This window comes from Pseudomonas sp. KBN12P06040, from assembly GCF_037574965.1.
Lineage (GTDB): Bacteria > Pseudomonadota > Gammaproteobacteria > Pseudomonadales > Pseudomonadaceae > Pseudomonas > Pseudomonas aeruginosa.
On the sequence record NZ_JBBELS010000001.1, the window covers coordinates 207,537 to 232,957 of the forward strand.

Here is a 25,421-nt window from a genome sequence, read left to right on the forward strand (position 1 = left end):
GGCGTGGGCGCCGCGCTCAGAACGCGTAGCCGACGTTGAAGTAGTGGCCGATCCCGCTGGAGTCGGTGCGGCGTCCGTCCAGTTGCTCGCCGTCGCGCCACTGGGTCATGTTGCGGTAGACCTTGGCGCCGTAGCCGAACTTCCAGTGTTCGGTGTGATACCAGAGCCCGAGGTAGGCCTGGAAGCCGTTATCGGTACGGTATTCGTGCTCGAAGGCATCGTCCTTGTCGGGCAGCTTCGAGCCGAACTCGTAGTCGAAGAAGCCCTGGAAGGCGATGAAGCGCTTGCCGCCGAACTGCGCCAGCGGCTTGAACCAGTTCATGTGGGCGACGTAGCCGTCCCAGGCGTTCTCGTTGGACGCGCCGTAGTTCTTGTCGATGTAGCGCGCGTAGAGATTGAGCCCCACCGTACCCAGCCAGGGCAGCTCGGTGTTGGTGCCGATGCCCGACCACAGCACGTTCAGCCCCGGTCCCTGGCGCGCGTCGGCGTAGTAGTAGTCGAAGGCGACGAACCATTCGCGGATCGGGCCGATGGAGAAGTCGCGGCCGAGCAGGCGGTCGATGGAGAGACGCGGCTCGATGTCGACGAACCAGTTCTCGCCGTCGGGTACGTCCGAGCTGGCGTCGTCGAAGAGGTTCTTGTAGTCGATGTAGCCGTACAGGTCGAGCACCCCCTTGCGGCCGCCGAACTCCCATTCCAGGTAGCTGTCGTCGGTCAGGTAGGGGCCGCCGCGCTGGTTGAACGCGCGGTAGACGTGCAGGTTGTTCCAGAGCCCTTCGCGGGCGGCGTTCTCGTCGTTGTTTTCGGCGCCGAAGGCGGCGGCCGCGCACAGCGGGGCGGCACAGCACAGCAGGGCTTTGCGCATGGGAAGTCCTTGCCTGGAGTGGGACGGGTCGGACTCAGCCGCGGGATTGCCCGGCGAGTTGCCGGAGAGCCTGCTCGGCGTCGCCGACGACGATCCTGCCGGGCACCGCCAGCATCAGGTTGAGCGGCAGGCCGAACTCTTCCAGGGCCATGCCGTCGCGGTCGCGGGTCGGATCCTCGCCGACCAGCTCCGGGGCGTGCCGGCGGATCCGCTCGGCGTAGCTGCCGGCGTCGTCGACGTAGCCATAGACCGGCTTGCCGAGAGCGGTGGCGTAGCCGACCTCGAAGGCGGTGCCGCTGTCCGGCTCGGCGCCGCGGAAGAAGTTCAGGTTGGCCAGCACCGCGTCGGCGCGTTCGATCAGGCCGATGTTGGCGCGGTAGATCCAGGCCGCCTGTTCGCGCGGCTCGGCGAGCTGTTTCGGCAGCGCGTTGTCCAGCGGGTAGAGGCCTTCGAAGCCGTAGCGTGCGCACTGTGCCTTGAGCGCTTCGCCGTGGGCGACGGCGTCGGCGCGGAACACGTCGGGACCGGCCAGATAGAGTTTCCGCGGTCTGGCCGCGGCGCGTACGCCCGGCAGGCTGCCGAGCAGGGCGCCGGCGGGCAGCAGCAGGGCCGCCAGACGCAAGAAGGTACGACGGCTGCTGGAACCGTTGGATCGGCTCATCGGATGCTCCCCCCAGGATGCCGGACGCCCCGCGCGGGGGCCGTTGTTGTCCGGGGATTATGGGCAGCAAGCGACATGCCAGGCGGCGCCTACCTGTCAGCAGATAGGCGGCGGCTCGCGTGCTTCTTCCGGCGCTCGGCGCGGGCGCTTCAGGCGTTCCCGCCGAGTTCCTCGGCGAGGCGTCGCAGGGCCTCGCGCGGGCCGCCGGCGACCAGCCGCGAAGGCACCGCCAGCATCAGGTTCAATGGCAGGCCGAAACCCTCCAGTTGCCAACCGTCGCGGTCCTCGCCGGGGCGCTCGCCAAGCCATTCCGGGGCCAGCCGGGCGAGGCGCTCGGCGTAGGCGCCGGCATCGCTGAGGTAGGCATATACCAGCTTGCCCAGGGCCAGGGCGTAGCCCACTTCGAAGGCGGTGCCGCTGTCCGGCTCGCTGCCGCGGAACGGTTCGAGGTTGGCCAGCACGCAGTCGGCGCGCTCGATCAGGCCGACATTGGCGCGGTAGATCCAGGCGGCCTGTGCGGCCGGCTCGCGGATGTCGGCGGGCAGGGCGTGGTCGAGCGGGTAGAGGCCGAGGAAACCGAACTCGGCGCAGAGCGCCTTGAGCATTTCGCCGTGGGCCTCGGCGTCGGGGCGGAAGACGTCCGGCCCGGCCAGGTAGATCGCGGTCATCGCGTGCGTGCCTTGTTACGGAAAGCCAGCGCCCATGGTAGGCCATCGTGGCGGCGCCGGCATGCACCAAGCGATGGCGCGCTGCACCGTCCTGCAGCCGCGCCGGCATGGCGCGGCACGCAGAAGCGCGGGCTTGAGCGGAGTTGTCCGGGTGGTCAGGTAATTGCATCGGCGGGCGGGCTGAACGCGAAGCCACGCCCGATGGCCAACCCTGCACTCACCGGAGCACGCCCATCCATGAAACACCGTCGCACGCAATCCCACATGTCCGTCCTGCGCCGCCTTGCCGCCGTCCTCGGCCTCGGCGCCTGCGCTCTCGCCGCCGAGGCCGCCGAACCACTGAAGATCGGCTTCGTCTATGTCGGCCCGGTCGGCGACCACGGCTGGACCTACCAGCACGAACTGGGCCGCCGCGAACTGGTGGAGCACTTCGGCGACAAGGTGAAGACCAGCTTCGTCGAGAACGTCGCCGAGGGCGCCGACGCCGAGCGGGTCATCCGCAACCTGGCGAAAGACGGCTACGGCCTGGTCTTCACCACCTCCTTCGGCTACATGAACCCCACCGCCAAGGTGGCCCGGCAGTTTCCCAAGGTGACCTTCGAGCACGCCACCGGCTACAAGCGCGACAGGAACCTCGGCACCTACCTGTCGCGCTCCTACGAGGGACGCTACGTCGGCGGCTTCCTCGCGGCGAAGATGACCCGCAGCCACAAGATCGGCTACATCGCCTCGTTTCCGATTCCCGAGGTGATCCGCGACATCAACGCGATCCAGCTGGCGCTGGACAAATACGACCCGCGGGCCGAACTCAAGGTGATGTGGGTGAGCACCTGGTTCGATCCGGGCAAGGAGGCCGACGCGGCCAACGCGCTGATCGACCAGGGCGTCGACGTGGTGTTCCAGCACACCGATAGCCCGGCGCCGATCCAGGCCGCCGAGCGTCGCGGGGTGTACGCCGTGGGCTACGCCTCGGACATGCAGCACTTCGGTCCGAAGACCGTGCTCACCTCGATCGTCAACGACTGGGGCCCGCACTATATCCGCTCGGCCCAGGCGGTGATGGACGGCACCTGGAAATCCGAGGACTTCTGGGGCGGCCTGGCCGAGAGTACGGTGGTCCTGCCGCTGAACCAGGAGGTGCTGCCGGCGCCGGTGCGGGAAGAGGCGGGCAGGCTGATCGAGTCGATCCGCAGCGGAGCCTTCCACCCCTTCACCGGGCCGATCCGCGACCAGTCCGGCAAGGAGCGTTTCGCCGCCGGCGTCAGCGCGACCAATGCCGACCTGGCGTCGATGAACTATTACGTGGAAGGCATCAAGGCCGACCTGCCGAAGTGAGCCCTGGCCTTGTATGGAAAAATTCGCCGAGCGCAGGCACTTTCCGTACAGGGCCCATCGAGGAGAGCGCGATTGGACCGTCTACCCATCATCGACATCGCCCCGCTCTACGGCGCCGACCGTGGCGCCTGGAACGACGTGGCGCGGCGGATCGACCAGGCCTGCCGCGAGTGGGGCTTCTTCTACATCGCCGGACACCCGTTGCCGGCCGCGCGCTTCGAAGCCCTGCTGGCGGCGGCGCGGGAGTTCTTCGCGCTGCCCGTCGAAGAGAAGCTAAAGATCGATATCACCCGTAGCCGCAACCATCGCGGCTATGGCGCGATCGCCACCGAGCAGCTCGACCCGGCGTTGCCCAGCGACTTCAAGGAGACCTTCGACATGGCCCTGCACCTGCCGGCGGAGCATCCCGACGTGCGCGCCGGCAAGTCCTTCTACGGGCCCAACCGACACCCCGACCTGCCCGGTTGGGAGGCCCTGCTGGAAGGACACTATGTCGACATGCTGGCGCTGGCCCGTACCGTGCTGCGTGCCCTGGCCATCGCCCTGGGGATCGAGGAGGACTTCTTCGACCGCCGCTTCGAGCAGCCGGTCAGCGTGTTCCGCCTGATCCACTATCCGCCGGCCGCCGCCCGGCAGAGCGCCGACCAGCCCGGCGCCGGCGCGCACACCGACTACGGCTGCGTGACCCTGCTCTACCAGGACGCCGCCGGTGGCCTGCAAGTGCAGAACCGCCAGGGCGAATGGATCGACGCGCCGCCCATCGACGGCACCTTCGTGGTCAACATCGGCGACATGATGGCGCGCTGGAGCAACGACCGTTACCGCTCGACCCCGCACCGGGTGATCAGCCCGCGCGGGGTGCATCGCTACTCCATGCCGTTCTTCGCCGAACCGCACATGGACACCGAGATCCGCTGCCTGCCGGGCTGCTTCGACGCGGACAACCCGCCGAAGTATCCGCCGACCACCTGTGGCGAGTGGCTGACCTCGCGCTTCGCGCAGACCTATGCCTATCGGCGCGGCGAAACGGCCTGAGCCGCCCGTCGCGCGCGGGAGCGGCTCGCGGGTTTCCCTCGGGCCTGACTCCCGGGACAGGTTAAACTTGCCGGCAAAGACCAGCCTGATCGAGAACCCACCCCATGTACGAATGGCTCAACGCCTTGCCCAAGGCCGAACTGCACCTGCACCTGGAAGGTACCCTGGAGCCGGAGCTGCTGTTCGCCCTCGCCGAGCGCAACCGCATCGCCCTGCCCTGGAACGACGTCGAGACCCTGCGCAAGGCCTACGCCTTCAACAACCTGCAGGAATTCCTCGACCTCTACTACGCCGGCGCCGACGTGCTGCGCACCGAGCAGGACTTCTACGACCTGACCTGGGCCTACCTCCAGAAGTGCAAGGCGCAGAACGTCGTCCACGTCGAGCCGTTCTTCGACCCGCAGACCCACACCGATCGCGGCATTCCCTTCGAGGTGGTGCTCGCCGGCATCCGCGCCGCGCTGCAGGACGGCGAGAAGCTGCTGGGCATCCGCCATGGGCTGATCCTCAGCTTCCTCCGCCACCTCAGCGAGGAACAGGCGCAGAAAACCCTCGACCAGGCGCTGCCGTTCCGCGACGCCTTCATCGCCGTCGGCCTCGACAGCTCGGAAGTCGGGCATCCGCCGAGCAAGTTCCAGCGGGTCTTCGACCGCGCCCGCAGCGAAGGCTTCCTCACCGTCGCCCATGCCGGCGAAGAGGGGCCGCCCGAGTACATCTGGGAAGCCCTCGACCTGCTCAAGGTCGAGCGCATCGACCACGGCGTGCGCGCCTTCGAGGACGAGCGGCTGATGCGGCGGCTGATCGACGAACAGATCCCGCTGACCGTCTGCCCGCTGTCCAACACCAAGCTCTGCGTGTTCGACGACATGAGCCAGCACACCATCCTCGACATGCTCGAACGCGGCGTGAAGGTGACGGTGAACTCCGATGACCCGGCCTACTTCGGCGGCTATGTCACCGAGAACTTCCATGCCTTGCAGCAGAGCCTGGGAATGACCGAGGAGCAGGCCAGGCGCCTGGCGCAGAACAGCCTGGATGCGCGCCTGGTGAAGTGAGGGGCGGCGCGCCGGGCAACCCGGCGCGCGACCCGCAAGGCGTTTCGTCGTCGCCGGCTTCTCGGTATTGATGATAAGCATTATCATTTGCGGGCTGCTCAGCATTCCCATGGCGCCGCCCCGGCGCCGGCTTTCGTGCAGCCGTCCCATCACCGATGCCCGACCGCGACCTTCCCTCCGGCCCGCGCCCGGATGCCTTGCCGGCAGACGGCGAGGCGGCGCGCCGCGCGGATCTGCTCAAGGCCTTCCTGGCCCAGCGCCAGCGCATGGAAAGCCTGGTCAGCCGCTGGGTCGGCTGCCGGGCGACCGCCGCCGACCTGGTCCAGGAACTGTTCCTGCGCTTCTGGCGGCGCCCGGCCGCCCCGGTGGAGGAGCTTGGCAGCTACCTCCTGCGCAGCGCGCGCAACCTGGCCATCGACCACTTGCGTGGCGAAGGATCGCGGCAACGGCAACTGGACGATTGGCTGCCGGAGCAGCGCCAGGGCGAGCCGGTCGGTCCCGAGCAGGCGCTCGAGGCCGGCGACCAGTGGCGCCGGGTCGAGGCCGCCTTGCGCGGCCTGCCCGAGCGGACCCGGCGGATTTTCCTGCTCAATCGCATCCACGGCCGCACCTACGCGGAGATCGCCCAGGCCATGCAGCTTTCCCAAAGCGCCGTGGAAAAACATATGATGCGCGCCCTCGACGCCTGCAAGGCGAGCCTGGCCGGCCCGGCCGGCGAGCAGGCAAGGAGCGCCCAGCCATGACCCGACCCGATAGCGACGCCGCGCCCTACGATCCCGTCCTCGAGCAGACCGCCCAGGCCTGGCTGGTGCGCCTGCGCGGTACGCCGGATGCGGCGACCCGGCGGGCCTTCGAGGACTGGCTGGCGCAGCGGCCGGCGCATGCCGAGGCCTATGCTCGCGCCGAGGCGCTCTGGCGCCTGACGGAAATACCGGCGAGCCGCCTGGCCATCGAAGAGGCCGATGCCCTGGAAGCCTACCTGCGGCCGCGCCGAGCGTCGCGCAACCCGCGGCGCTGGGCCTACCCGCTGGCCAGCGTCGCCTGCCTGCTGGCGATGCTCTGGCTGGGCGGCTGGTGGCAGCCCGGCGACTGGCTGCAGGACTGGCGTGCCGACTATGTCGCCGCGCCGGGACAGGTCGCCGAATGGAAGCTGGCCGATGGCTCCTACCTGAGCCTGGACGCCGGCAGCGCGGTGCGCGTGCGTATCGACGGCGGCCAGCGGCGGGTCGAACTGCTGCGCGGCGCCGCCGCGTTGCGGGTGAAGCGCGACACGCTGCCATTCGTGGTCGAGGCCGGCGAAGGCCGGGCGCGGGTACTGGGCACCGAGTTCGAGGTCCGTCGCGGCGCCGGGGAGACCCGCGTCACCGTGCTGCAAGGGCGGGTCGCGGTGAGCGCCGGCACGGGCGCGGGCGCCGCCGAGGAAGTGCTGGGCGCCGGCCAGCAGGTCGGCTTCGCCGACGGCAAGCTGGGCCGGCCCGTGGCCATCGACGCCGCCGCCGCGCTGGCCTGGCGCCAGGGCTGGCTGAGCTTCTACCGGCGGCCGCTGGCGGAAGTGCTCGACGAACTCGCTCGCTACTACCCCGGACGCATTCTCCTGCTCGACGACGCGCTCGGCCGCCAGCCGGTCAGCGGCAGCTTCCGCAGCGACGATCCCGAAGCCGCGCTGAAGTCGCTGCAGGCGGTGCTCGGCTATCGCCAGCAGATCCTGTTCGGACGCCTGGTGGTGATTCGCTGACGGCGGCCCCGCTCCGTTTGGCCGCAGGAATCTTTCCCGGCGAAGAATTTTTTTGCGCTGGGGGGTGAGGTAAATCCGGCGCCGCTTCGTGTAGTGCTCATGACCGCGATTGATTCGCATTAGAAAAGCGACCGACACGAGCAACCCATGACCCCCTTCCCGCGCTTCGCCCTGCGTACTCTCCCCGCCCTGTTCCTCAGCCTCGGCTGTCTCGCCGCCACCGCGCAGGCCGCCGAGGCGGTTCGCTACCGCTTCAGCCAGGCTGCCGCGCCGCTGGCCCAGGCGCTCAACGCGTTCAGCCGGGCCAGCGGGCAGACGCTGCTCTACACCGCCGAGCTGCCGCCGCAGGCGACCGCCCCGGCATTGCACGGTTCGCTGGACGCGGAGGAGGCGCTGCAACGCCTGCTGCAGGGCAGCGGCCTGCGCGCGCGGCGGATCGACGAGCGCACCCTGACCCTGGAACCGATCCCCGCCAGCGGCGCGCTCAACCTCGATGCCACGACGGTGTCCGCCGCCGCCCCGGCGCAGGGCTACCGGCCGGCGGCCAACGCCTCGATCAGTCGCGGCGATGCGCCGCTACTGGAAATCCCCCAGGCGATCAGCGTGGTCCCGGCACAGGCGCTGCAGGACCAGCGCCCGCGCAACCTTGACGACGCGCTGGGCAACATCAGCGGCATCACCCAGGCCAACACCCTCGGCGGTACCCAGGACGCGGTGATGAAACGCGGCTTCGGCGACAACCGCGACGGCTCGATCATGCGCGACGGCATGCCCTCGGTGCAGGGCCGCAATTTCACCGCCACCGCCGACCACGTCGAGGTGCTGAAGGGGCCTGCATCCCTGCTCTATGGCATCCAGGACCCGGGCGGGGTGGTCAACGTGGTGAGCAAGAAGCCGCAACTGCAACAAGCCAACGCCCTGACCCTGCGTGGCTCGGCCTACGCCCACGGGCGCAACGGCAGCGGCGGCCAGCTCGACTCCACCGGCCCGCTGGGCGACAGCGGACTGGCCTACCGGATGATCCTCGATCATGAGGACGAGGATTACTGGCGCGACTTCGGCAAGAGCCGCGAGACGCTGGTGGCGCCCTCGCTGGCCTGGTACGGCGAGGACACGACGGTCAACCTGAGCTACGAGCACCGCGAGTTCACCACGCCGTTCGACCGTGGCACGGCCATCGACCCGCGTACCAACCGCCCGCTGGACATCCCGCGCAGCCGGCGCCTGGACGAGCCCTTCAACATCACCGAGGGCCGTTCCGAGCTGACCCGCCTGGATCTCGAACGGCAGCTCGACGACACCTGGAAGGCCCACTTCGGCTACGGCTACAGTCGCGAGACCTACGACGACAACCAGGCCCGGGTGATGGCCGTGAATGCCGACGGCACCCTGACCCGGCGCATGGACGGCACCCACGGCGCGGTCAGCAGCGACAGCTTCGCCACCCTCGGCCTGAGCGGAACGCTGCAACTGGCCGGGATGCAACATGACCTGCAATTCGGCATGGACCACGAGAAGCGCAAGATCTTCCGCGCCGACCTGCTGCGCGACAGCAAGACCAGCCGCTTCGACTACCTCGACCCGGTCTATGGCCAGGTGGTGCCGTCGACCCGGGTGGTCGCCGGCGACAGCGACCAGACCGACAAGCTGCGCAGCGACTCGCTGTATTTCCAGGACTCGATCCACCTGGACGAACGCTGGATCCTGGTCGGCGGCGCGCGCTACCAGATCTACGACCAGCTCGCCGGGCGCGGCCGGCCGTTCAACGCCAACACCGATATCAACGGGCAGAAATGGGTGCCGCGCGGCGGCCTGGTCTACCGCCTGAGCGACGAGGTTTCGCTGTACGGCAGCTACACGCGCTCGTTCAAGCCGAACTCGACCATCGCCCCGCTGAGCACCGGCGAGACCATCGATTCGGCGATCCTGCCGGAGGAGGCGACCTCCTGGGAGCTGGGCGCCAAGCTGGATGTGCCGGGGCGTCTCAGCGGCACCCTGGCGCTGTTCGACATCCGCAAGAAGAACGTGCTGGTCAACGAACTCGACGGTGCCGGCAACAGCAGCGTGCGCGCCGCCGGCCGGGTCCGCTCGCGCGGCCTGGAGCTGGACCTCACCGGCCAGCTCAGCGAACGCTGGAGCCTGATCGGCAGCTACGCCTGGCTCGCCGCGGAAGTCACCGAGGACCCGACCCTGGAGGGCAAGCGCCTGCAGAACGTGGCGCGCAACACCGCGTCGCTGTCGGCGGTCTACGAACTCGGCCAGCTCTTCGGCGGCGACCGCCTGCGCCTGGGCGGCGGCGCGCGCTACGTCGGCAAGCGCCCGGGCGACCCGGCCAATTCCTTCGACCTGCCGTCCTACACCGTGGCCGATGCCTTCGCCAGCTACGACACCCGCTTCGGCGGACACGGCGTGAAGTTCCAGCTCAACGTGAAGAACCTGTTCGACCGCACCTACTACCCGTCCAGTGCCAATCGCCTGTACGTGGCGATGGGCGAGCCTCGGCAGTTCCAGCTGTCGACGACGGTGGAGTTCTGAGTCGGCGCCCGCTCCAGGTGGGGTTCCCCCGGCGTCCTCCTGGACGTGGAGGCCCCCCTGAAGGGCGAAGGGTCGGCGCGATGCTGCCCGACCATGCTCCATCCGGTTCCTTCTTCCCCCAGGGAAGGGATTGCCCGGCACGTGAGTCGTTCCGCCATCCAGTGCCTTCTCCCTTTGGGGAAAGGAAGGCGGAGTACCGCCTGGCACGACCTCGCCGCACGCCACACCTCGTTCCCAACCCGCCCGTTGGGTACCATGCCCGCACCACTCGCCGCCACGGCCACCCCATGAACCTCGACAACCGCATCAAGTTCCGCCACCTCGCCTGCTTCCTCGAAGTCGCCCGCCAGCGCAGCTTCGCCAAGGCGGCGGACGCCGTGGCGGTGTCGCAGCCGGCGATCTCCAAGACCCTCAAGGAACTGGAGGAAATCCTCGGCGCGCGGCTGTTCGAACGGAGCAAGGCCGGCGCCGAGCTGACCGAGGCGGGGGTGACCTTCCTGCGCTATGCCGGCCCCTGCGTGCAGGCCCTGCGCGACGGGGTGAACACCCTGCGCGGCCACGAGGCGCAGGTCGAGACGGTGCGGGTCGGCGTGCTGTCGACGGTGGAGAGCCTGGTGGTGCCCGAGGTGATCCGGCGCCTGCACCGGCGCCACGGCGCGCTGGTGGTCAGCGTCGCCACCGGACCCAGCGCCTACCTGCTGGCGCAACTGAAGGTCGGCGAGCTGGACCTGGTGGTCGGGCGGATGACCGATAGCCCGGACATCCAGGGCCTGACCTTCGAGCACCTGTACAGCGAGTCGATGATGCTGGTGGTGCGTCCCGGCCACCCCTTGCTCGCCGCGCCCCTCGGCGACCTGCAGCGGCTGGCCGAATTCCCACTGGTGCTGCCGCTGGCCGGCACCACCATCCGCCGCCACGCCGACAGCCTGTTCGTGCAATGGGGCATCCCGCTCGCCGGACAGCGCCTGGAAACCCTCTCGCCGACCCTCAGCCGCAGCTATGTGTTGCGCAGCGAGGCGATCTGGGTGGCGCCGCGCGATGCCGTGCGCCTGGACGTCGGCAATGGCGAGCTGGCCGAGCTGGACCTGGGTATCCGCGAACCGGGCGGTTCGGTCGGGCTGTGCCACAACGCGGCCTTGCCGTTGCCACTGGGGGCGCAATGGTTCAGCGCGGTGTTGCGCGAGGTGGCCGCCGAGTTGCACTGATAAAGCATAACCAAATGGTTATGTATGGGGCCGGATAATTCACTGTCCCCGCCCCGCCTCCTGCGCAAGACTTCGTTTTCCATGCCTGAATCCACAAGCCTGGCGACCGATAACGCGAATAACAGGAGCCCGACATGCACGACGCCGAAAGCCGTCGTTTCGTCATCCGTGACCGAAACTGGCACCCCAAAGCCTTGACCCCCGACTACAAGACCTCCGTGCCGCGCTCGCCGAGCCAGGCACTGGTGAGCATCCCGCAATCGCTCTCGGAAACCAGCGGGCCGGACTTCTCCCACCTCAGGCTCGGCCGTCACGACAACGACCTGCTGCTCAACTTCGACCACGGCGGCCTGCCCCAGGGCGAGCGCATCATCATGTTCGGCCGGGTCTTCGACCAGTACGGCAAGCCGGTCCCGCACACCCTGGTGGAGATGTGGCAGGCCAACGCCGGCGGGCGCTACCGGCACAAGAACGACCGCTACCTGGCGCCGCTCGACCCGAACTTCGGCGGCGTCGGCCGGACCCTCACCGACAGCGAGGGCCACTATTACTTCCGCACCATCAAGCCCGGGCCCTATCCCTGGCGCAACGGCCCCAACGACTGGCGTCCGGCGCACATCCACGTGTCCGTCAGCGGCCCGGCGATCGCCGCGCGGCTGGTCACCCAGATGTACTTCGAGGGCGACCCGCTGATCCCCAAGTGCCCGATCATCCGCACTCTTGCCGACCCGGAGGCGGCGCAGAGCCTGATCGGCCGGCTCGACATGAGCATGGCCAACCCGATGGATTGCCTGGCCTACCGCTTCGACATCGTCCTGCGCGGGCAGCGCAAGACCTTCTTCGAGAACGCCTGAGGAGCCGACCATGAGCCACGAACTGCTGCGGGAAACCCCTTCCCAGACCGCCGGTCCCTACGTCCACATCGGCCTGGCGCTGGCCGCCGCCGGCAACCCGACCCGCGACCTGGAGATCTGGAACCGCATGGCCCGCGAAGGCGCGCCGGGCCAGCACATCCTCCTGCTCGGCCACGTCTACGACGGCAACGGCCACCTGGTGCGCGACTCGTTCCTGGAGTTCTGGCAGGCCGACAGCGAAGGCCGCTACCAGGAGCGCTACGATCCGGAGCGACCGTTCAACAGCTTCGGCCGCACCGCCACCACCTTCGATGCCGGCGAGTGGACCCTGCACACGGTCAAGCCGGGGGTGGTGCGTAACGCCCAGGGCGTGCCGATGGCGCCGCACATCAACGTCTCGCTGTTCGCCCGCGGCATCAACATCCACTTGCAGACCCGGCTGTACTTCGATGACGAGACCGAGGCCAACGCCGCCTGTCCGGTGCTCAACCTGATCGAGCAGGCGCCGCGTCGCGACACCCTGCTCGCGCGGCGCTGCGAAGTGGACGGACAGCTCGCCTACCGTTTCGACATCCGCATCCAGGGCGACAACGAGACGGTGTTCTTCGACTTCTAGGTGCATCGATCGCGCGGGAAGGAAGGGCGCCCTTGCCGGAGCGGCAAGGGCGTACCCAGAACCCGCCGATGGGTACCTGACATTACTCCCGGAGGGCGATGGGTAGCCCCGACAGTACTACAGTCGGAGGCGCTCCGGTCAATTGCGATGATCGAACGAGTGTCCGATAATCGGCGAGCCTTTCCGTGACCCGAGCCCGAACGTCCATGAGCGAACTCCCGGAACACCCCGCCACCCTGGCGCCGCCGACCGTCCTTTCGCCAGCCAAGCGCATCGAGGCCTTCACCGGCGATCCCAACTTCATGACCTCGCTGGCCCGTGGCCTGGCGGTGATCCATGCGTTCCAGGAGCGCAAGCGGCACCTGACCATCGCCCAGATCAGCCACCGCACCGAGATACCCCGCGCCGCCGTGCGTCGCTGCCTGCACACGCTGATGCAGCTTGGCTACGCCACCACCGACGGGCGCACCTACTCGCTGTTGCCGAAGGTGCTCACCCTCGGTCACGCCTACCTGTCGTCGACGCCGCTGGCGATCACTGCGCAGCCGATCCTCGACCGCCTCAGCGAACAGCTCCACGAAGCCTGCTCGATGGCCACCCTGGAGGGTGACGACGTGCTCTACATCGCCCGTTCGGCCACTCCCCAGCGGCTGATTTCGGTGGACCTCAACGTCGGCAGCCGGCTGCCCGCCTATTGCACCTCGATGGGCCGCATCCTCCTCGCCGCGCTGGACGACGACGCGCTGCACGCCTACTTCGGCGGAGTGGAGATGCAGGCCAAGACCAGCCGTACCCTGTATACCCCCGAGACCCTGCTGCCGTGCCTGGTGGAGATTCGTCGCCAGGGCTGGTGCATCGTCGACCAGGAGCTGGAAGTCGGCCTGCGCTCGCTGGCGGTGCCGGTACGCGACTCCGCCGGCCACGTGCTCGCCGCGTTGAACGTCGGCACCCATGCCGGGCGGGTCTCCCGCGCCGAACTGGAAAGTCGCTTCCTGCCGTTGCTGCTGGAGGCCAGCCGCGAGCTGAGCGCGCGTCTGTTCACCTGACGCCGGAGGCGATCCCCTCCACAAGTTTGGAAAAGGAACCCCCGCTTCCATCTGATAGTCGCAATCCTTGGGGACGCGGCTAGAATCCCTGCCAATTCTGGGAGTTTCCGGCCGGATCGGCCGGTATCTGTATGGATCGCGAAGGGGAAGGCATGTCAGACGCCAGAGGCGCTTTTCATTCCAAAGGTCGCTGGTCGCGGATGGCGCTGCCCGCCATCCTGTGCGCCAGCCTGCTTGTCGGTTGCGGCGCCGAGCCGCCCGCCGAGGAACACGTCCGTGTGCTGGCGCAGACGGTGAAGATGGCCGAGTTCGCCTCGGCCACCTCGATCACCGGCGACATCCAGGCACGGGTACAGGCCGACCAGTCGTTCCGTGTCGGCGGCAAGATCGTCGAGCGCCTGGTCGATGTCGGCGACCACGTCGCGGCTGGCCAGGTGCTGGCGCGGCTCGACCCGCAGGACCAGCGCAGCAACGTGGAGAACGCCCAGGCGGCGGTCGCTGCGCAGCAGGCGCAGTCGAAGCTCGCCGACCTCAACTACCAGCGGCAGAAGGCGCTGCTGCCCAAGGGCTACACCAGCCAGAGCGAGTACGACCAGGCGCTGGCCTCGGTGCGCAGCGCGCAGAGTTCGCTGAAGGCCGCCCAGGCGCAGTTGGCCAACGCTCGCGACCTGCTTTCCTATACCGAGCTGCGTGCCTCCGACGCCGGGGTCATCACCGCCCGCCAGGCCGAGGTCGGCCAGGTGGTGCAGGCCACCGTGCCGATCTTCACCCTGGCCCGCGACGGCGAGCGCGACGCGGTGTTCAACGTCTACGAGTCGTTGTTCAGCCACGATGTCGACGGCCAGCGGATCACCGTCAGCCTGCTCGGCAAGCCGGAAGTCACCGCCAGCGGCAAGGTCCGCGAGATCACCCCGACGGTGGACGAGCGCAGCGGTACGCTGAAGGTCAAGGTCGGCCTCGACTCGGTGCCGGCGGAAATGAGCCTCGGCAGCGTGGTCAACGCCAGCGTCGCCGCGCCGGCCGAGCACAGCGTGGTGCTGCCTTGGTCGGCGCTGTCCAAGGTCGGCGAGCAGCCGGCGGTCTGGTTGCTCGACCAGCAAGGCAAGGCGCGTCTGCAACCGGTGCGGGTGGCACGCTACGCCAGCGAGAAGGTGGTCATCGACGGTGGCCTGGAGGCGGGCCAGACAGTGGTCACGGTGGGCGGCCAACTGCTCCATCCGGGCCAGGTGGTCGAGGTGGCCCAGCCGCCGCAGCCGACCCAGAGCACCGCCAGCCGCGACGCCGTGGGCGGAGGCCAGCCATGAAGCCGTTTTCCCTCGCCGGCCTGTTCGGCTTCGCCCTGCTCCTCTCCGGCTGCGGCGACGAGCCGCCGCCGGCACCGCCGCGGCCGGTGCTGACGGTGACCGTGAAGACCCTGAAGAACGACGACCTCGGTCGCTTCGCGGGGAGCATCCAGGCGCGCTACGAGAGCGTGCTCGGCTTCCGCACCAACGGACGGATCGCCTCGCGCCTGTTCGACGTCGGTGACTTCGTCGGCAAGGGCGCGCTGCTGGCGACCCTCGACCCCACCGACCAGCAGAACCAGTTGCGCGCCAGCCAGGGCGACCTGGCCAGCGCCGAGGCGCAGTTGATCGACGCCCAGGCCAATGCCCGGCGCCAGGAAGAACTGTTCGCCCGCAGCGTCACCGCCCAGGCGCGCCTGGACGATGCGCGGACCCGCCTGAAGACCAGCCAGGCCAGCTTCGACCAGGCCAAAGCGGCGGTGCAGCAGGCCAGGGACCAGCTTTCCTACACGCGCCTGGTGACCGATTTCGACGGCGTCATCACCACCTGGCACGCCGAGGCCGGGCAAGTGGTCAGCGCCGGCCAGGCGGTGGTCACCCTGGCCCGGCCCGAGGTGCGCGAGGCGGTCTTCGACCTGCCCACCGAGGTCGCCGAGAGCCTGCCGGCCGACGCGCGCTTCCTGGTCAGCGCCCAGCTCGACCCGCAGGCCAGGACCACCGGCAGCATCCGCGAGCTGGGTCCGCAGGCCGACGCCTCGACCCGCACCCGTCGCGTGCGCCTGAGCCTGGCGCAGACGCCGGAGGCGTTCCGCCTCGGCTCGACCATCCAGGTCCAGCTGAGCAGCGCCGGTAGCGTGCGCAGTGTGCTGCCGGCCAGCGTGCTGCTGGAGCGCGACGGCAAGACCCAGGTCTGGGTCGTCGATGGGAAACAGTCCAGCGTGGCCCTGCGCGAGGTACAGGTGCTCAGCCGCGACGAACGCCAGGTGGTGATCGGACAGGGCCTGGCCGACGGCGACCGGGTGGTCCGCGCCGGAGTCAACAGCCTCAAGCCCGGCCAGAAGATCAAACTCGACGAGGATGCGCGATGAAGGGCGGTTTCAACCTGTCGGACTGGGCCCTGCGCCACCAGTCCCTGGTCTGGTACCTGATGGCGGTATCGCTGGTGATGGGCGTGTTCTCCTACCTCAACCTGGGGCGCGAGGAGGATCCCTCGTTCGCCATCAAGACCATGGTCATCCAGACCCGCTGGCCGGGCGCCACGGTGGACGACACCCTGGAGCAGGTCACCGACCGCATCGAGAAGAAGCTCGAGGAGCTGGACTCGCTAGATTACGTGAAGAGCTACACGCGACCCGGCGAATCGACGGTCTTCGTCTACCTCAAGGACACCACCAAGGCCGGCGACATCCCGGATATCTGGTACCAGGTGCGCAAGAAGATCTCCGACATCCAGGGGGAATTCCCCCAGGGCATCCAGGGACCGGGTTTCAACGACGAGTTCGGCGACGTGTTCGGCAGCGTCTACGCCTTCACCGCCGACGGCCTGGACTTCCGCCAGCTGCGCGACTACGTGGAGAAGGTGCGCCTGGACATCCGCTCGGTGAAAGACCTGGGCAAGGTGCAGATGATCGGTGCGCAGAACGAGGTCATCTACCTCAACTTCTCCACCCGCAAGCTGGCCGCCCTCGGTCTCGACCAGCGCCAGGTCGTGCAGAGCCTGCAAGCGCAGAACGCGGTGACCCCGTCCGGCGTAGTCGAGGCCGGCCCCGAGCGCATCTCGGTGCGCACCTCCGGCAACTTCCGTTCGGAAAAGGACCTGCAGGCGGTCAACCTGCGGGTCAACGATCGTTTCTACCGGCTGTCCGACCTGGCCAGCATCAGCCGCGATTTCGTCGACCCGCCGACCTCGCTGTTCCGCTACAAGGGCGAGCCGGCCATCGGCCTGGCGGTGGCGATGAAGGAGGGCGGCAATATCCTCGAGTTCGGCGAGGCGCTCAATGCGCGCATGCAGGAGATCACCGGCGAACTGCCGGTCGGGGTCGGCGTGCACCAGGTGTCGAACCAGGCCCAGGTGGTGAAGAAGGCGGTCGGCGGTTTCACCCAGGCGCTGTTCGAGGCGGTGGTGATCGTCCTCATCGTCAGCTTCGTCAGCCTCGGCCTGCGCGCCGGGCTGGTGGTGGCCTGCTCGATCCCGCTGGTGCTGGCGATGGTCTTCGTGTTCATGGAATACACCGACATCACCATGCAGCGGGTTTCCCTCGGCGCGCTGATCATCGCCCTCGGCCTGCTGGTGGACGATGCCATGATCACCGTGGAGATGATGATCACGCGCCTCGAACTGGGCGACTCGCTGCACGACTCGGCGACCTACGCCTACACCTCGACGGCCTTCCCGATGCTCACCGGGACCCTGGTGACGGTGGCCGGCTTCGTGCCCATCGGGCTCAACGCCAGCTCCGCCGGCGAGTACACCTTCACCCTGTTCGCGGTGATCGCCGTGGCCCTGCTGCTGTCGTGGATCGTCGCGGTGCTGTTCGCCCCGGTGATCGCCGTGCACATCCTGCCGAAGACTCTCAAGCACAAGTCGGAGCAGAAGAAGGGCCGCATCGCCGAGCGTTTCGACAGCCTGCTGCACCTGGCGATGCGCCGGCGCTGGACGACCATCTTCCTCACCGCGCTGCTGTTCGGCGTGTCGCTGTTCCTGATGAAGTTCGTCCAGCACCAGTTCTTCCCGTCTTCCGACCGTCCGGAACTGCTGGTCGACCTCAACCTGCCGCAGAACAGCAGCATCCACGAGACCAGGGCGGTGATGGACCGCCTGGAAGCGACGCTGAAGGATGACGAGGACATCGACCACTGGAGCGCCTACGTCGGCGAAGGCGCGATCCGCTTCTACCTGCCGCTGGACCAGCAGTTGCAGAACAACTTCTATGGCCAACTGGTGATCGTCACCAAGGACTTGGAGGCCCGCGAGCGCGTCGCCGCGCGCCTGCGCGATCGCTTGCGCAAGGACTATGTCGGCATCAGCACCTACGTGCAGCCGCTGGAGATGGGGCCGCCGGTGGGACGGCCGATCCAGTACCGGGTCAGCGGACCGCAGATCGACAAGGTCCGCGAGTACGCCATGGGCCTGGCCGGCGTGCTCGACGGCAACCCGAACATCGGCGATATCGTCTACGACTGGAACGAGCCCGGGAAGATGCTCAAGATCGACATCGCCCAGGACAAGGCGCGCCAGCTCGGGCTGTCCTCCGAGGACGTGGCGCAGATCATGAACAGCGTGGTGACCGGCAGCGCGGTGACCCAGGTGCGCGACGACATCTACCTGGTGAACGTCATCGGCCGCGCCGAGGATAGCGAGCGCGGCTCGCTGGAGACCCTGGAGAGCCTGCAGATCGTCACGCCCAGCGGCACCTCGATCCCGCTCAAGGCGTTCGCCAAGGTCAGCTACGAGCTGGAGCAGCCGCTGGTGTGGCGCCGCGACCGCAAGCCGACGATCACGGTGAAGGCGTCGCTGCGCGGCGAGATCCAGCCCACCGACCTGGTCGCCCGGCTGGCGCCGGAGGTCAAGCGCTTCGCCGACGGCCTGCCGGCGAACTACCGGATCGAAGTGGGCGGCACGGTGGAGGAGAGCGGCAAGGCCGAGGGCCCGATCGCCAAGGTGGTGCCGCTGATGCTGTTCCTCATGGCGACCTTCCTGATGATCCAGTTGCAGAGCGTGCAGAAGCTGTTCCTGGTGGCCAGCGTCGCGCCGCTGGGGCTGATCGGGGTGGTCGCGGCGTTGCTGCCGACCGGCACGCCGATGGGCTTCGTGGCGATCCTCGGGATTCTCGCGCTGATCGGCATCATCATCCGCAACTCGGTGATCCTGGTGACCCAGATCGATGCCTTCGAGAAGGACGGCAAGACGCCCTGGGAGGCCGTGCTGGAAGCCACCCACCACCGCACCCGGCCGATCCTGCTGACGGCGGCGGCGGCCAGCCTGGGGATGATCCCCATCGCCCGCGAAGTGTTCTGGGGGCCGATGGCCTATGCGATGATCGGCGGCATCGTTGCCGCCACGCTGCTCACGCTGATCTTCCTGCCGGCGCTGTACGTCGCCTGGTACCGGATTCCGGAACCGGGACGCTGAGCGCGGCGGAAGGGGAAGGGGGCGCCGCCGTAGCAGAGTCTGTGCGGGGGGAAGGAGAGCGGACGGCGGGTGGGCCATCCGCCCCGACGCCGGGCAGGGTATGCCCGGCGTTGCTACGGCGACGGCGGCCAGTATAGGCAGCCCGGCGCCAGGGAAAATCCGACCAATTTACGAATCTGTTTTGCAACCGAGGTAATAGTGGACACATTGCAAGGCATGCGCGTGTTCGCCAGGGTGGTGGACAGCGGCAGCTTCACTTCCGCCGCCCAGGCCCTGGACCTGTCCACCGCGCAGGTATCGCGGCTGATCTCCGACCTGGAGGCGCACCTGCAGACGCGCCTGCTGCACCGCACCACCCGGCGCCTGGCCCTGACCGAGGCCGGCGAGCGCTACCTGGAGCGGTGCCGTGGGATCCTCGAGGACATCGAGGTCGCTGAGGCCGAAGCCGCCGGCGCGCACATCCGCCCCTGCGGCCGCTTGCGCGTGCAGTCGCTGATGGGCATGGGCCAGCATCACCTGGTGCCGATGATCGCCCGCTACGGCGCACTGTTCCCCGACGTGGTGATCGAGCTGACCCTGTCCCAGCGCAACCCGGACATGCTCGAGGAAGGCCAGGACGTGCTGATCACCGGCGAGCGCCAGTTGCCCGACTCGGAGTTCGTCGCCCAGCGCCTGGGCAGCATCCACAGCGTGCTCTGCGCCAGTCCCGGCTACCTGCAACAGCACGGCGTGCCGCGCTCGGTGGACGACCTGGAGCGCCACGTCTGCCTGCGCCTGCAGGACCCGGCCTACCCGGAGGGCTGGATCTTCGCCGACGAGCAGGGCGAGCGCACCGTCAGCCCGCAGAACACCTTCATGGTCAATGTCGCCGAGGTCATGGCCCAGGCGGCCAAGGCCGACCTCGGCATCGCCCTGCTGCCCAGCTACGTGGCGGCCGCGGCGCTGCGCAACGGCGAGCTGCTACGGGTGTTGCCCGGCCATGCCATGCACGAGCGGACCATCTATGCGCTGTATCCCTCGCGGCGTTACCTGGACGCGAAGATCCGCACCTGGGTCGATCTGTTGCAACAGGAACTTCCCCAGGCATTCGCCCGCGACGAAACCACCATGCAAAGTTCAAGTTACTGGGCACAGTGAAGGATTGTTGTTATTGAGGTAATACTCTCTCGTCTGTTTGGCTATTTTTCCGAGCATGGCGGTTAACTAATATGGCGCCTGTCCCAAGTGAACAGGGTGTCATCGGAGACCCGCCATGAATCGCCAGATCCTTGCTGCCGCCATACTCAGTTTGTTTTCCCTCGCATTTTCCCAGGCCGGTTTCGCCGAAGAGTCCTCGCTGATGACCAACCGCATGGTCGACGCCAACCAGCAGGCCATCGAGCACCAGCAGGAACTTTCCGCCTCCGCCGCGCAGGCCGGGGCCCGCAGCGACTCCTGATCTAGCGCATGGCGCCAGCCGCGCCATGGCTTCCCCCGGGTACTCGGGAAGCGTGAGCCTGGGTACCCTGTCCTTGCGCCGCATATGATATGCGGCGTTTTTTTTGCCTTTCTGACCGTTCGGAGAATTCTTGCAGAATATGTAAAAGACTTTCGTTGGATATCGGGTTTTTCCGATAGTGGCAAAAAAATATAATCGCGCCAGCTCAATGGATAATTGTCGCTGGCTGTCGACGATATTCGTTCTGTCTTCATCGATCTCGCCATGCAAGAGCGGGACGTGGAAAGCCTAAAGCCCGATGAGTCGAAGAGACTTTCAATAGAAGAGTCCGACTGTGTTCCAACCGGTTTCCAGTGTCCGGAAATACACTGGCAAGACTTCCCGACGCCGAACTTTGATTGCTCCTATTCGACGTCTTCTCAAGGCCGCTGATACCAGCGGCCTTTTTTTTCGGGTTGCGCCCGGCTGGGCGCCCCATGGGAGCGATCGCCCGCGCGACGCCAGCAGAAGCGTCGCCGGGAACGACACCACAACACGCTTTCCGGCCTTGCCGGATTTCACCACGCTGTAAGAAGGAGCAACCGCAATGAGGAATCTGTTCGCCTTGACGCCGATGGCGCTGGCGCTGTGCACCGCGTCCGCCGCCTGGGCCGATGAGGGGGAAGCCAAAGAAGGCTTCATCGAAGGCTCCAGCCTCCAATTGCTGACCCGCAACTACTACTTCAACCATGACCGCCGGCACGCTTCCGGGCACGACAGCAAGGAATGGGCGCAAGGCTTCATCGCCACCTTTCAGTCCGGCTACACGCCCGGCGTGGTCGGCTTCGGCGTCGACGCCTACGGCATGCTCGGGCTGAAGCTCGACGGCGGCGGCGGTACCGGCGGCACCAGCATCCTGCCGATCACCGCGCCGAGCAAGGAAGGCTACGAGTCCGGCAAGGCGCCCGATGAGTTCTCCAGTGGCGGGGCGGCGCTGAAGATCCGCGCCTTCGACACCGAGCTGAAGCTGGGCGACCAGTTCCTCAGCAACCCGGTGGTCGCCGGCGGCGAGTCGCGCATGCTGCCGCAGACCTTCCGCGGTGTGAGCCTGACCAACAACAGTTTCGAGGACCTGACCCTCACGGCTGGCCAGGTCAGTTTCACCAAGTACTACAACCAGAGTGGCCACCGTCGCCTCGGCTCGTACTACGGCGAACTGCCGGGCGACCGCGACAGCCATCATCTCAGCTGGCTGGGCGGCACCTGGGGCGGCATCGAGGGCTTCACCAGCAGCCTGTACGCCGCCGAACTGCAGAACGTCTGGAAGCAGTACTACGCCGACGTCGACTACACCTACGAGATCGACGACAACTGGTCGCTGAACCCCGGCGCGCACTACTACAAGACCGTCGACAGCGGCGACTCGTTGCTCGGCCGGATCGACAACAACACCTACAGCCTGCATTTCGCGGTCGGCTACAGGCAGCACACCGTCACCGCGGTGCTGCAGAAGGTCAACGGCAACACGCCGTTCGACTACATCAACCAGGGCGACAGCATCTTCCTCGACAACTCGCAGCAGTATTCCGACTTCAACGGTCCCAACGAGAAGTCCTGGAAGCTGCAATACGACTACGACTTCGTCGCCCTCGGCCTACCCGGCCTGAGCGCCTCGGCCTCGTACTCGCGCGGCAAGCTGGACCTGACCCGGGTCGATCCGGACAGCCCCGGCTACGGCGGCTGGTACAGCGCCGACGGCAAGAACGCCAAGCACTGGGAACGCGACCTCGACCTGCAGTACGTGGTCCAGGGCGGTCCGGCCAAGGACCTCTCGCTACGCCTGCGCTGGGCCACCCACCGCGGCACCGGCGGCTACAGCGCGGTGGACAACGACATCGACGAATACCGGGTGATCGTCGACTATCCCATCGACGTGTTCTGAGCCCCGCGCGCTGGGCCCTTCGCCGGGCTCAGCGCTGGCGGAACAGTTCGCCGGGAGTGAAGCCGAAGAGTCCCTTGAAGGCGGCGATGTAGGCCGAGGTCGAGTCGTAGCCGCTGTCCAGGGCGGCGCCGGTGACGCTGTCGCCGGCTTCCAGCGCGTTGAGCGAGGCGAGCAGGCGCTGGCGTTGGCGCCAGAGCCGGTAGTTCATCCCGGTCTCGCGCTGGAACAGGCGCGACAGGGTCTTTTCCGAGGTGCCCAGGCGCTGCGCCCAGTCGCCCATGGTCAGGCTCTGGGTCGGTTCGTCGATCAGTGCCTGGCACAGCCGCAGCAGGCGCGGCTCGCGCGGCATCGGCAGGGAGAAGGCGACCTCCGGCAGCAGGCGTAGCTGGTCCAGCAGCACCTGCACCAGTCGCGACTCGGCGCTGTCGCCCTCCGGGTAGTCCACCGGCAACTCGCAGAAACTCTTGATCAGCTCGCGCGCCAGCGGCGTCACCTCCAGCACCCGGCAACGCGTCGGCGCCCAGGCGCAGGCGTCGCCACGGATGTACAGGCTGCGCATCTCGGCGCGGGTGGAGGTGACCACCTCGTGTTCCAGCTGCGCCGGAATCCAGATCGCCCGCTGCGGCGGGGCGAAGAAGCTGCCCTCGGCGGTATGTACGCCGAGCACGCCGCTGATGGCGTAGGAAAGCTGTACCCAGGCGTGCCGGTGGCGCGAGGTCCAGGAGCCGGCGCGCAGGCTTTCGGCGCGCGCGTAGACCGGCCGTGGCAGGCGGGCGAGGGTGGGAATCGGGCGGTGCAGTTCCGCAGGCTGTCCGTTCATCGTCATGACTTGGCGTCGTGTCGCTAGTCGGCAGAGTCTGGCAGGGCTAACCTGCCGCCTCAAGTTTCCCGGAGCCCACGCCGATGCTCGACTTCTCCGCCCACGCGCTTCCCTACGCCTCGCAACGTTCGCCGGTCCATGCCCGCCGCGGCATGGTCGCCACCTCGCAGCCGCAGGCGGCGCAGGTCGGGCTGGAGATATTGCGCCGTGGCGGCAATGCCATCGACGCGGCGATCGCCACCGCCGCCGCGCTGACGGTGGTCGAGCCGACCGGCTGCGGGATTGGCGGCGATGCCTTCGCCCTGGTCTGGACCCGCGGACGCCTGCACGGCCTGGACGCCAGCGGGCGCGCGCCGGGCCTGCTCGATCGCGAGCGGGTGCGCGCCGCCGGCCACGAGCGGATGCCGCTGTACGGCTGGACGCCGGTCACCGTGCCGGGCTGTCCGGCGGCCTGGGGCGAACTGTCGCGGCGCTTCGGCAAATTGCCGTTCGAACAACTGCTGCGGCCGGCGATCGAGCTGGCTCGCGATGGCTTTCCGGTCTCGCCGGTGATCGCCCGCCTGTGGCAGAGCGGCCTGGACAAGTTCCGCGCGGCGTTGCCGCAGCGACCCGAGCTGCGGGCCTGGTTCGACGAGTTCCTCATCGACGGCCGGGCGCCGCGCGCCGGCGAGGTGTTCCGCCAGCCGGGCCAGGCCGACACCCTGGACGAGCTGGCGCGCAGCCAGTGCGAAAGCTTCTATCGCGGCGAGCTGGCCAGGGCCATCGTCGGCCACGCCGAGCGCAGCGGCGGCTACCTGCGCGCGGAGGACCTGGCCGGCTACCAGGCGAAGTGGGTCGAACCGATCTCGCTGAACTACCGTGGCTATGACGTCTGGGAGATTCCGCCGAGCGGCCAGGGCCTGATCGCCCTGATGACCCTGAACATCCTCAAGGGCTTCGAATTCGGCGAGCGCGACTGCGCGCGGACCTGGCATCGCCAACTGGAGGCGATGAAGCTGGCGTACGTCGACGGGCTGCACTACATCAGCCAGCCGCAGTCGATGCGGGTCTCGGTCGAGGAACTGCTGCACGAGGACTACGCCGCCAGCCGCCGTGCGCTGATCGGCGAGCGCGCGCTCGATCCCAGCCCCGGCCAGCCGAGGCCGGGCGGCACGGTGTACCTGGCCTGTGGCGACGAGGAGGGCAACCTGGTCTCGTTCATCCAGAGCAACTACCACGGCTTCGGCTCCGGCGTGGTGGTGCCCGGCACCGGCATCGCCTTGCAGAACCGCGGCGCCGAGTTCAGCCTCGATCCGGACCACGTGAATTGCCTGGAGCCGGGCAAGCAGACCTTCCACACCATCATTCCCGGTTTCCTCAGCAAGGACGGCGTGCCGCTCGGCCCGTTCGGCGTGATGGGCGCCTATATGCAGCCGCAGGGCCACGTGCAGATGGTGATGAACCTGGTGGACTTCGGCCTCAACCCCCAGGCTGCCCTCGACGCGCCGCGCTGGCAGTGGCTGGGCGGGCTGCGCGTCGGCATCGAACATGCCGCGCCGCGCGCGCTGGCGGCGGAGCTGGCGCAGCGTGGGCACCAGGTGGAGATCGCCTACGACTCGACCAGCTACGGGCGCGGCCAGATCGTCCTGCGCGACCCGGCCAGCGGCGTGCTCTGTGGCGGCACCGAGCCGCGCACCGATTCGCAGATCGCGGTGTGGTGAGGGGACCCATGTGGGTGAGGCGGGGAGACCTGTCCGGCGGATAATGCCCAAGGCGTATCCGCCCTGCGGATGGCGAAGCAAGAAGTCCCGGCAGGCATAGGCTGCCAGGCGACCCGTACTCGAGCGCGCTCCGCTACGCAACATCGAGAGCGCCTTCTGGATGTCATGCCACCGGAGTCTCCCAGGCCCTGGCGAATTTACGTCCGGGCGTCCTGAAACCCGACGAAAAACCCCATTCGGGGATGAATTCCGCCCGCCGTCTCTGGCATCATCCGCGCCGCTTCTCGCCCGAACGCCGGGGCGGTGATGTGTAGAAAGACCACGCAGTGTTTTGTGTACAAAAGTCTGCTGATTCTTTTTGTCACAAATCGTTTTTGTGTATCCAGTTTTCTTCGCGCTGCCAACCCAAAGTCGAGCACGCCCCTCCCGACCACGCACCAGTGGAAGGCAAAAACTGTCCTTGGGGTCAGGTTTTTGCCGTCGTAGAGAGGTTAGAGGCATTTCGCCGCCTTTGTCC

At 67.9% G+C, this 25,421-nt stretch carries 21 protein-coding genes; 17 read left to right on the forward strand and 4 right to left on the reverse strand.

All coding sequences use genetic code 11. The features are described 5' to 3' along the window. Nucleotides 1-16: 16 nt before the first annotated feature. The 3 genes from VQ067_RS00960 to VQ067_RS00970 form a co-directional block, all read right to left on the reverse strand. Nucleotides 17-865, reverse strand: coding sequence for a nucleoside-specific channel-forming Tsx family protein (locus VQ067_RS00960; RefSeq protein WP_003111661.1), 849 nt, complete (start codon nucleotides 863-865; stop codon nucleotides 17-19). A gap of 34 nt (nucleotides 866-899) precedes the next feature. Continuing rightward, nucleotides 900-1,526, reverse strand: a complete 627-nt coding sequence (locus tag VQ067_RS00965) for a nucleoside 2-deoxyribosyltransferase (protein ID WP_074241151.1) — start codon at nucleotides 1,524-1,526, stop codon at nucleotides 900-902. 149 nt (nucleotides 1,527-1,675) lie between these two features. Beyond that, entirely contained in the window at nucleotides 1,676-2,194 is a 519-nt protein-coding gene (locus VQ067_RS00970) for a nucleoside 2-deoxyribosyltransferase (protein WP_033991516.1), read from the reverse strand. A gap of 237 nt (nucleotides 2,195-2,431) precedes the next feature. Between VQ067_RS00970 and VQ067_RS00975 the strand changes: the two genes are divergently transcribed. The 16 genes from VQ067_RS00975 to VQ067_RS01050 all read left to right on the forward strand — a co-directional run bounded on the left by VQ067_RS00975 (nucleotide 2,432) and on the right by VQ067_RS01050 (nucleotide 22,384). After that, a complete protein-coding gene (locus VQ067_RS00975) occupies nucleotides 2,432-3,529 on the forward strand; it encodes a BMP family ABC transporter substrate-binding protein (RefSeq protein ID WP_033991514.1) in 1,098 nt (365 codons plus the stop codon). 72 nt (nucleotides 3,530-3,601) lie between these two features. After that, the gene (locus VQ067_RS00980; RefSeq protein ID WP_003106716.1) at nucleotides 3,602-4,564 is read left to right on the forward strand and encodes an isopenicillin N synthase family dioxygenase; all 963 of its coding nucleotides are present in this window, start codon (nucleotides 3,602-3,604) and stop codon (nucleotides 4,562-4,564) included. A gap of 104 nt (nucleotides 4,565-4,668) precedes the next feature. Continuing rightward, nucleotides 4,669-5,619: an adenosine deaminase gene (locus VQ067_RS00985; protein ID WP_003083850.1), complete on the forward strand. Its 951-nt coding sequence runs from the start codon at nucleotides 4,669-4,671 to the stop codon at nucleotides 5,617-5,619. 197 nt (nucleotides 5,620-5,816) lie between these two features. Next, on the forward strand, nucleotides 5,817-6,362 hold the full coding sequence (locus VQ067_RS00990; protein ID WP_003112642.1) for an RNA polymerase sigma factor: 546 nt from the start codon (nucleotides 5,817-5,819) through the stop codon (nucleotides 6,360-6,362). Next, entirely contained in the window at nucleotides 6,359-7,354 is a 996-nt protein-coding gene (locus VQ067_RS00995) for a FecR family protein (RefSeq protein WP_049243810.1), read from the forward strand. Before VQ067_RS00990 ends, VQ067_RS00995 begins: the two co-directional genes overlap by 4 nt. A gap of 147 nt (nucleotides 7,355-7,501) precedes the next feature. Further along, entirely contained in the window at nucleotides 7,502-9,889 is a 2,388-nt protein-coding gene (locus VQ067_RS01000; RefSeq protein ID WP_031686274.1) for a TonB-dependent siderophore receptor, read from the forward strand. A gap of 287 nt (nucleotides 9,890-10,176) precedes the next feature. Beyond that, nucleotides 10,177-11,094, forward strand: a complete 918-nt coding sequence (gene pcaQ / locus VQ067_RS01005; RefSeq protein ID WP_003083859.1) for a pca operon transcription factor PcaQ — start codon at nucleotides 10,177-10,179, stop codon at nucleotides 11,092-11,094. 134 nt (nucleotides 11,095-11,228) lie between these two features. Next, nucleotides 11,229-11,948: a protocatechuate 3,4-dioxygenase subunit beta gene (pcaH, locus tag VQ067_RS01010; RefSeq protein WP_003102187.1), complete on the forward strand. Its 720-nt coding sequence runs from the start codon at nucleotides 11,229-11,231 to the stop codon at nucleotides 11,946-11,948. Between the two features lie 10 nt (nucleotides 11,949-11,958). Further along, nucleotides 11,959-12,564, forward strand: a complete 606-nt coding sequence (gene pcaG, locus VQ067_RS01015; RefSeq protein ID WP_003137038.1) for a protocatechuate 3,4-dioxygenase subunit alpha — start codon at nucleotides 11,959-11,961, stop codon at nucleotides 12,562-12,564. A gap of 206 nt (nucleotides 12,565-12,770) precedes the next feature. Next, entirely contained in the window at nucleotides 12,771-13,610 is an 840-nt protein-coding gene (locus VQ067_RS01020) for an IclR family transcriptional regulator domain-containing protein (protein ID WP_003083866.1), read from the forward strand. A 152-nt stretch (nucleotides 13,611-13,762) separates the two neighbouring features. Then, nucleotides 13,763-14,914, forward strand: coding sequence for a triclosan efflux RND transporter adaptor protein TriA (triA, locus tag VQ067_RS01025; RefSeq protein WP_024946948.1), 1,152 nt, complete (start codon nucleotides 13,763-13,765; stop codon nucleotides 14,912-14,914). Beyond that, the gene (triB, locus tag VQ067_RS01030; RefSeq protein WP_003083872.1) at nucleotides 14,911-15,981 is read left to right on the forward strand and encodes a triclosan efflux RND transporter adaptor protein TriB; all 1,071 of its coding nucleotides are present in this window, start codon (nucleotides 14,911-14,913) and stop codon (nucleotides 15,979-15,981) included. The genes triA and triB overlap by 4 nt, the downstream gene beginning before the upstream one ends. Next, nucleotides 15,978-19,025 carry a triclosan efflux RND transporter permease subunit TriC gene (gene triC / locus VQ067_RS01035; RefSeq protein ID WP_003083874.1) on the forward strand — a complete coding sequence of 1,016 codons (3,048 nt, stop codon included), beginning with the start codon at nucleotides 15,978-15,980 and terminating at the stop codon, nucleotides 19,023-19,025. Before triB ends, triC begins: the two co-directional genes overlap by 4 nt. A gap of 198 nt (nucleotides 19,026-19,223) precedes the next feature. Continuing rightward, nucleotides 19,224-20,162, forward strand: coding sequence for a LysR family transcriptional regulator (locus tag VQ067_RS01040; protein WP_003083876.1), 939 nt, complete (start codon nucleotides 19,224-19,226; stop codon nucleotides 20,160-20,162). 115 nt (nucleotides 20,163-20,277) lie between these two features. Further along, the gene (locus tag VQ067_RS01045) at nucleotides 20,278-20,463 is read left to right on the forward strand and encodes a hypothetical protein (protein ID WP_003083879.1); all 186 of its coding nucleotides are present in this window, start codon (nucleotides 20,278-20,280) and stop codon (nucleotides 20,461-20,463) included. A gap of 586 nt (nucleotides 20,464-21,049) precedes the next feature. After that, complete coding sequence (locus tag VQ067_RS01050) at nucleotides 21,050-22,384, forward strand: OprD family porin (protein ID WP_003102204.1); 1,335 nt, start codon at nucleotides 21,050-21,052, stop codon at nucleotides 22,382-22,384. Between the two features lie 28 nt (nucleotides 22,385-22,412). On the opposite strand, the gene VQ067_RS01055 is transcribed toward VQ067_RS01050, so the two are convergent. Then, nucleotides 22,413-23,210 carry an AraC family transcriptional regulator gene (locus VQ067_RS01055; RefSeq protein ID WP_003083886.1) on the reverse strand — a complete coding sequence of 266 codons (798 nt, stop codon included), beginning with the start codon at nucleotides 23,208-23,210 and terminating at the stop codon, nucleotides 22,413-22,415. Nucleotides 23,211-23,287: 77 nt separating this feature from the next. On the opposite strand from VQ067_RS01055, the gene VQ067_RS01060 reads away from it, so the two are divergent. Next, a complete protein-coding gene (locus tag VQ067_RS01060; protein ID WP_003102206.1) occupies nucleotides 23,288-24,904 on the forward strand; it encodes a gamma-glutamyltransferase family protein in 1,617 nt (538 codons plus the stop codon). The last annotated feature ends 517 nt before the right edge of the window (nucleotides 24,905-25,421 follow it).

Bases quoted from the DNA above. Each gene is read 5' to 3' on its own strand.
- VQ067_RS00965 (WP_074241151.1), bottom strand. From the start codon at position 1,526: ATGAGCCGATCCAACGGTTCCAGCAGCCGTCGTACCTTCTTGCGTCTG.
- VQ067_RS01045 (WP_003083879.1), top strand. From the start codon at position 20,278: ATGAATCGCCAGATCCTTGCTGCCGCCATACTCAGTTTGTTTTCCCTC.
- VQ067_RS01020 (WP_003083866.1), top strand. From the start codon at position 12,771: ATGAGCGAACTCCCGGAACACCCCGCCACCCTGGCGCCGCCGACCGTC.
- triB (WP_003083872.1), top strand. From the start codon at position 14,911: ATGAAGCCGTTTTCCCTCGCCGGCCTGTTCGGCTTCGCCCTGCTCCTC.
- pcaH (WP_003102187.1), top strand. From the start codon at position 11,229: ATGCACGACGCCGAAAGCCGTCGTTTCGTCATCCGTGACCGAAACTGG.
- VQ067_RS01055 (WP_003083886.1), bottom strand. From the start codon at position 23,210: ATGACGATGAACGGACAGCCTGCGGAACTGCACCGCCCGATTCCCACC.
- pcaQ (WP_003083859.1), top strand. From the start codon at position 10,177: ATGAACCTCGACAACCGCATCAAGTTCCGCCACCTCGCCTGCTTCCTC.
- VQ067_RS01060 (WP_003102206.1), top strand. From the start codon at position 23,288: ATGCTCGACTTCTCCGCCCACGCGCTTCCCTACGCCTCGCAACGTTCG.
- VQ067_RS01050 (WP_003102204.1), top strand. From the start codon at position 21,050: ATGAGGAATCTGTTCGCCTTGACGCCGATGGCGCTGGCGCTGTGCACC.
- VQ067_RS00985 (WP_003083850.1), top strand. From the start codon at position 4,669: ATGTACGAATGGCTCAACGCCTTGCCCAAGGCCGAACTGCACCTGCAC.
- pcaG (WP_003137038.1), top strand. From the start codon at position 11,959: ATGAGCCACGAACTGCTGCGGGAAACCCCTTCCCAGACCGCCGGTCCC.
- VQ067_RS00975 (WP_033991514.1), top strand. From the start codon at position 2,432: ATGAAACACCGTCGCACGCAATCCCACATGTCCGTCCTGCGCCGCCTT.
- VQ067_RS00970 (WP_033991516.1), bottom strand. From the start codon at position 2,194: ATGACCGCGATCTACCTGGCCGGGCCGGACGTCTTCCGCCCCGACGCC.
- triC (WP_003083874.1), top strand. From the start codon at position 15,978: ATGAAGGGCGGTTTCAACCTGTCGGACTGGGCCCTGCGCCACCAGTCC.
- VQ067_RS01000 (WP_031686274.1), top strand. From the start codon at position 7,502: ATGACCCCCTTCCCGCGCTTCGCCCTGCGTACTCTCCCCGCCCTGTTC.
- triA (WP_024946948.1), top strand. From the start codon at position 13,763: ATGTCAGACGCCAGAGGCGCTTTTCATTCCAAAGGTCGCTGGTCGCGG.
- VQ067_RS00995 (WP_049243810.1), top strand. From the start codon at position 6,359: ATGACCCGACCCGATAGCGACGCCGCGCCCTACGATCCCGTCCTCGAG.
- VQ067_RS00960 (WP_003111661.1), bottom strand. From the start codon at position 865: ATGCGCAAAGCCCTGCTGTGCTGTGCCGCCCCGCTGTGCGCGGCCGCC.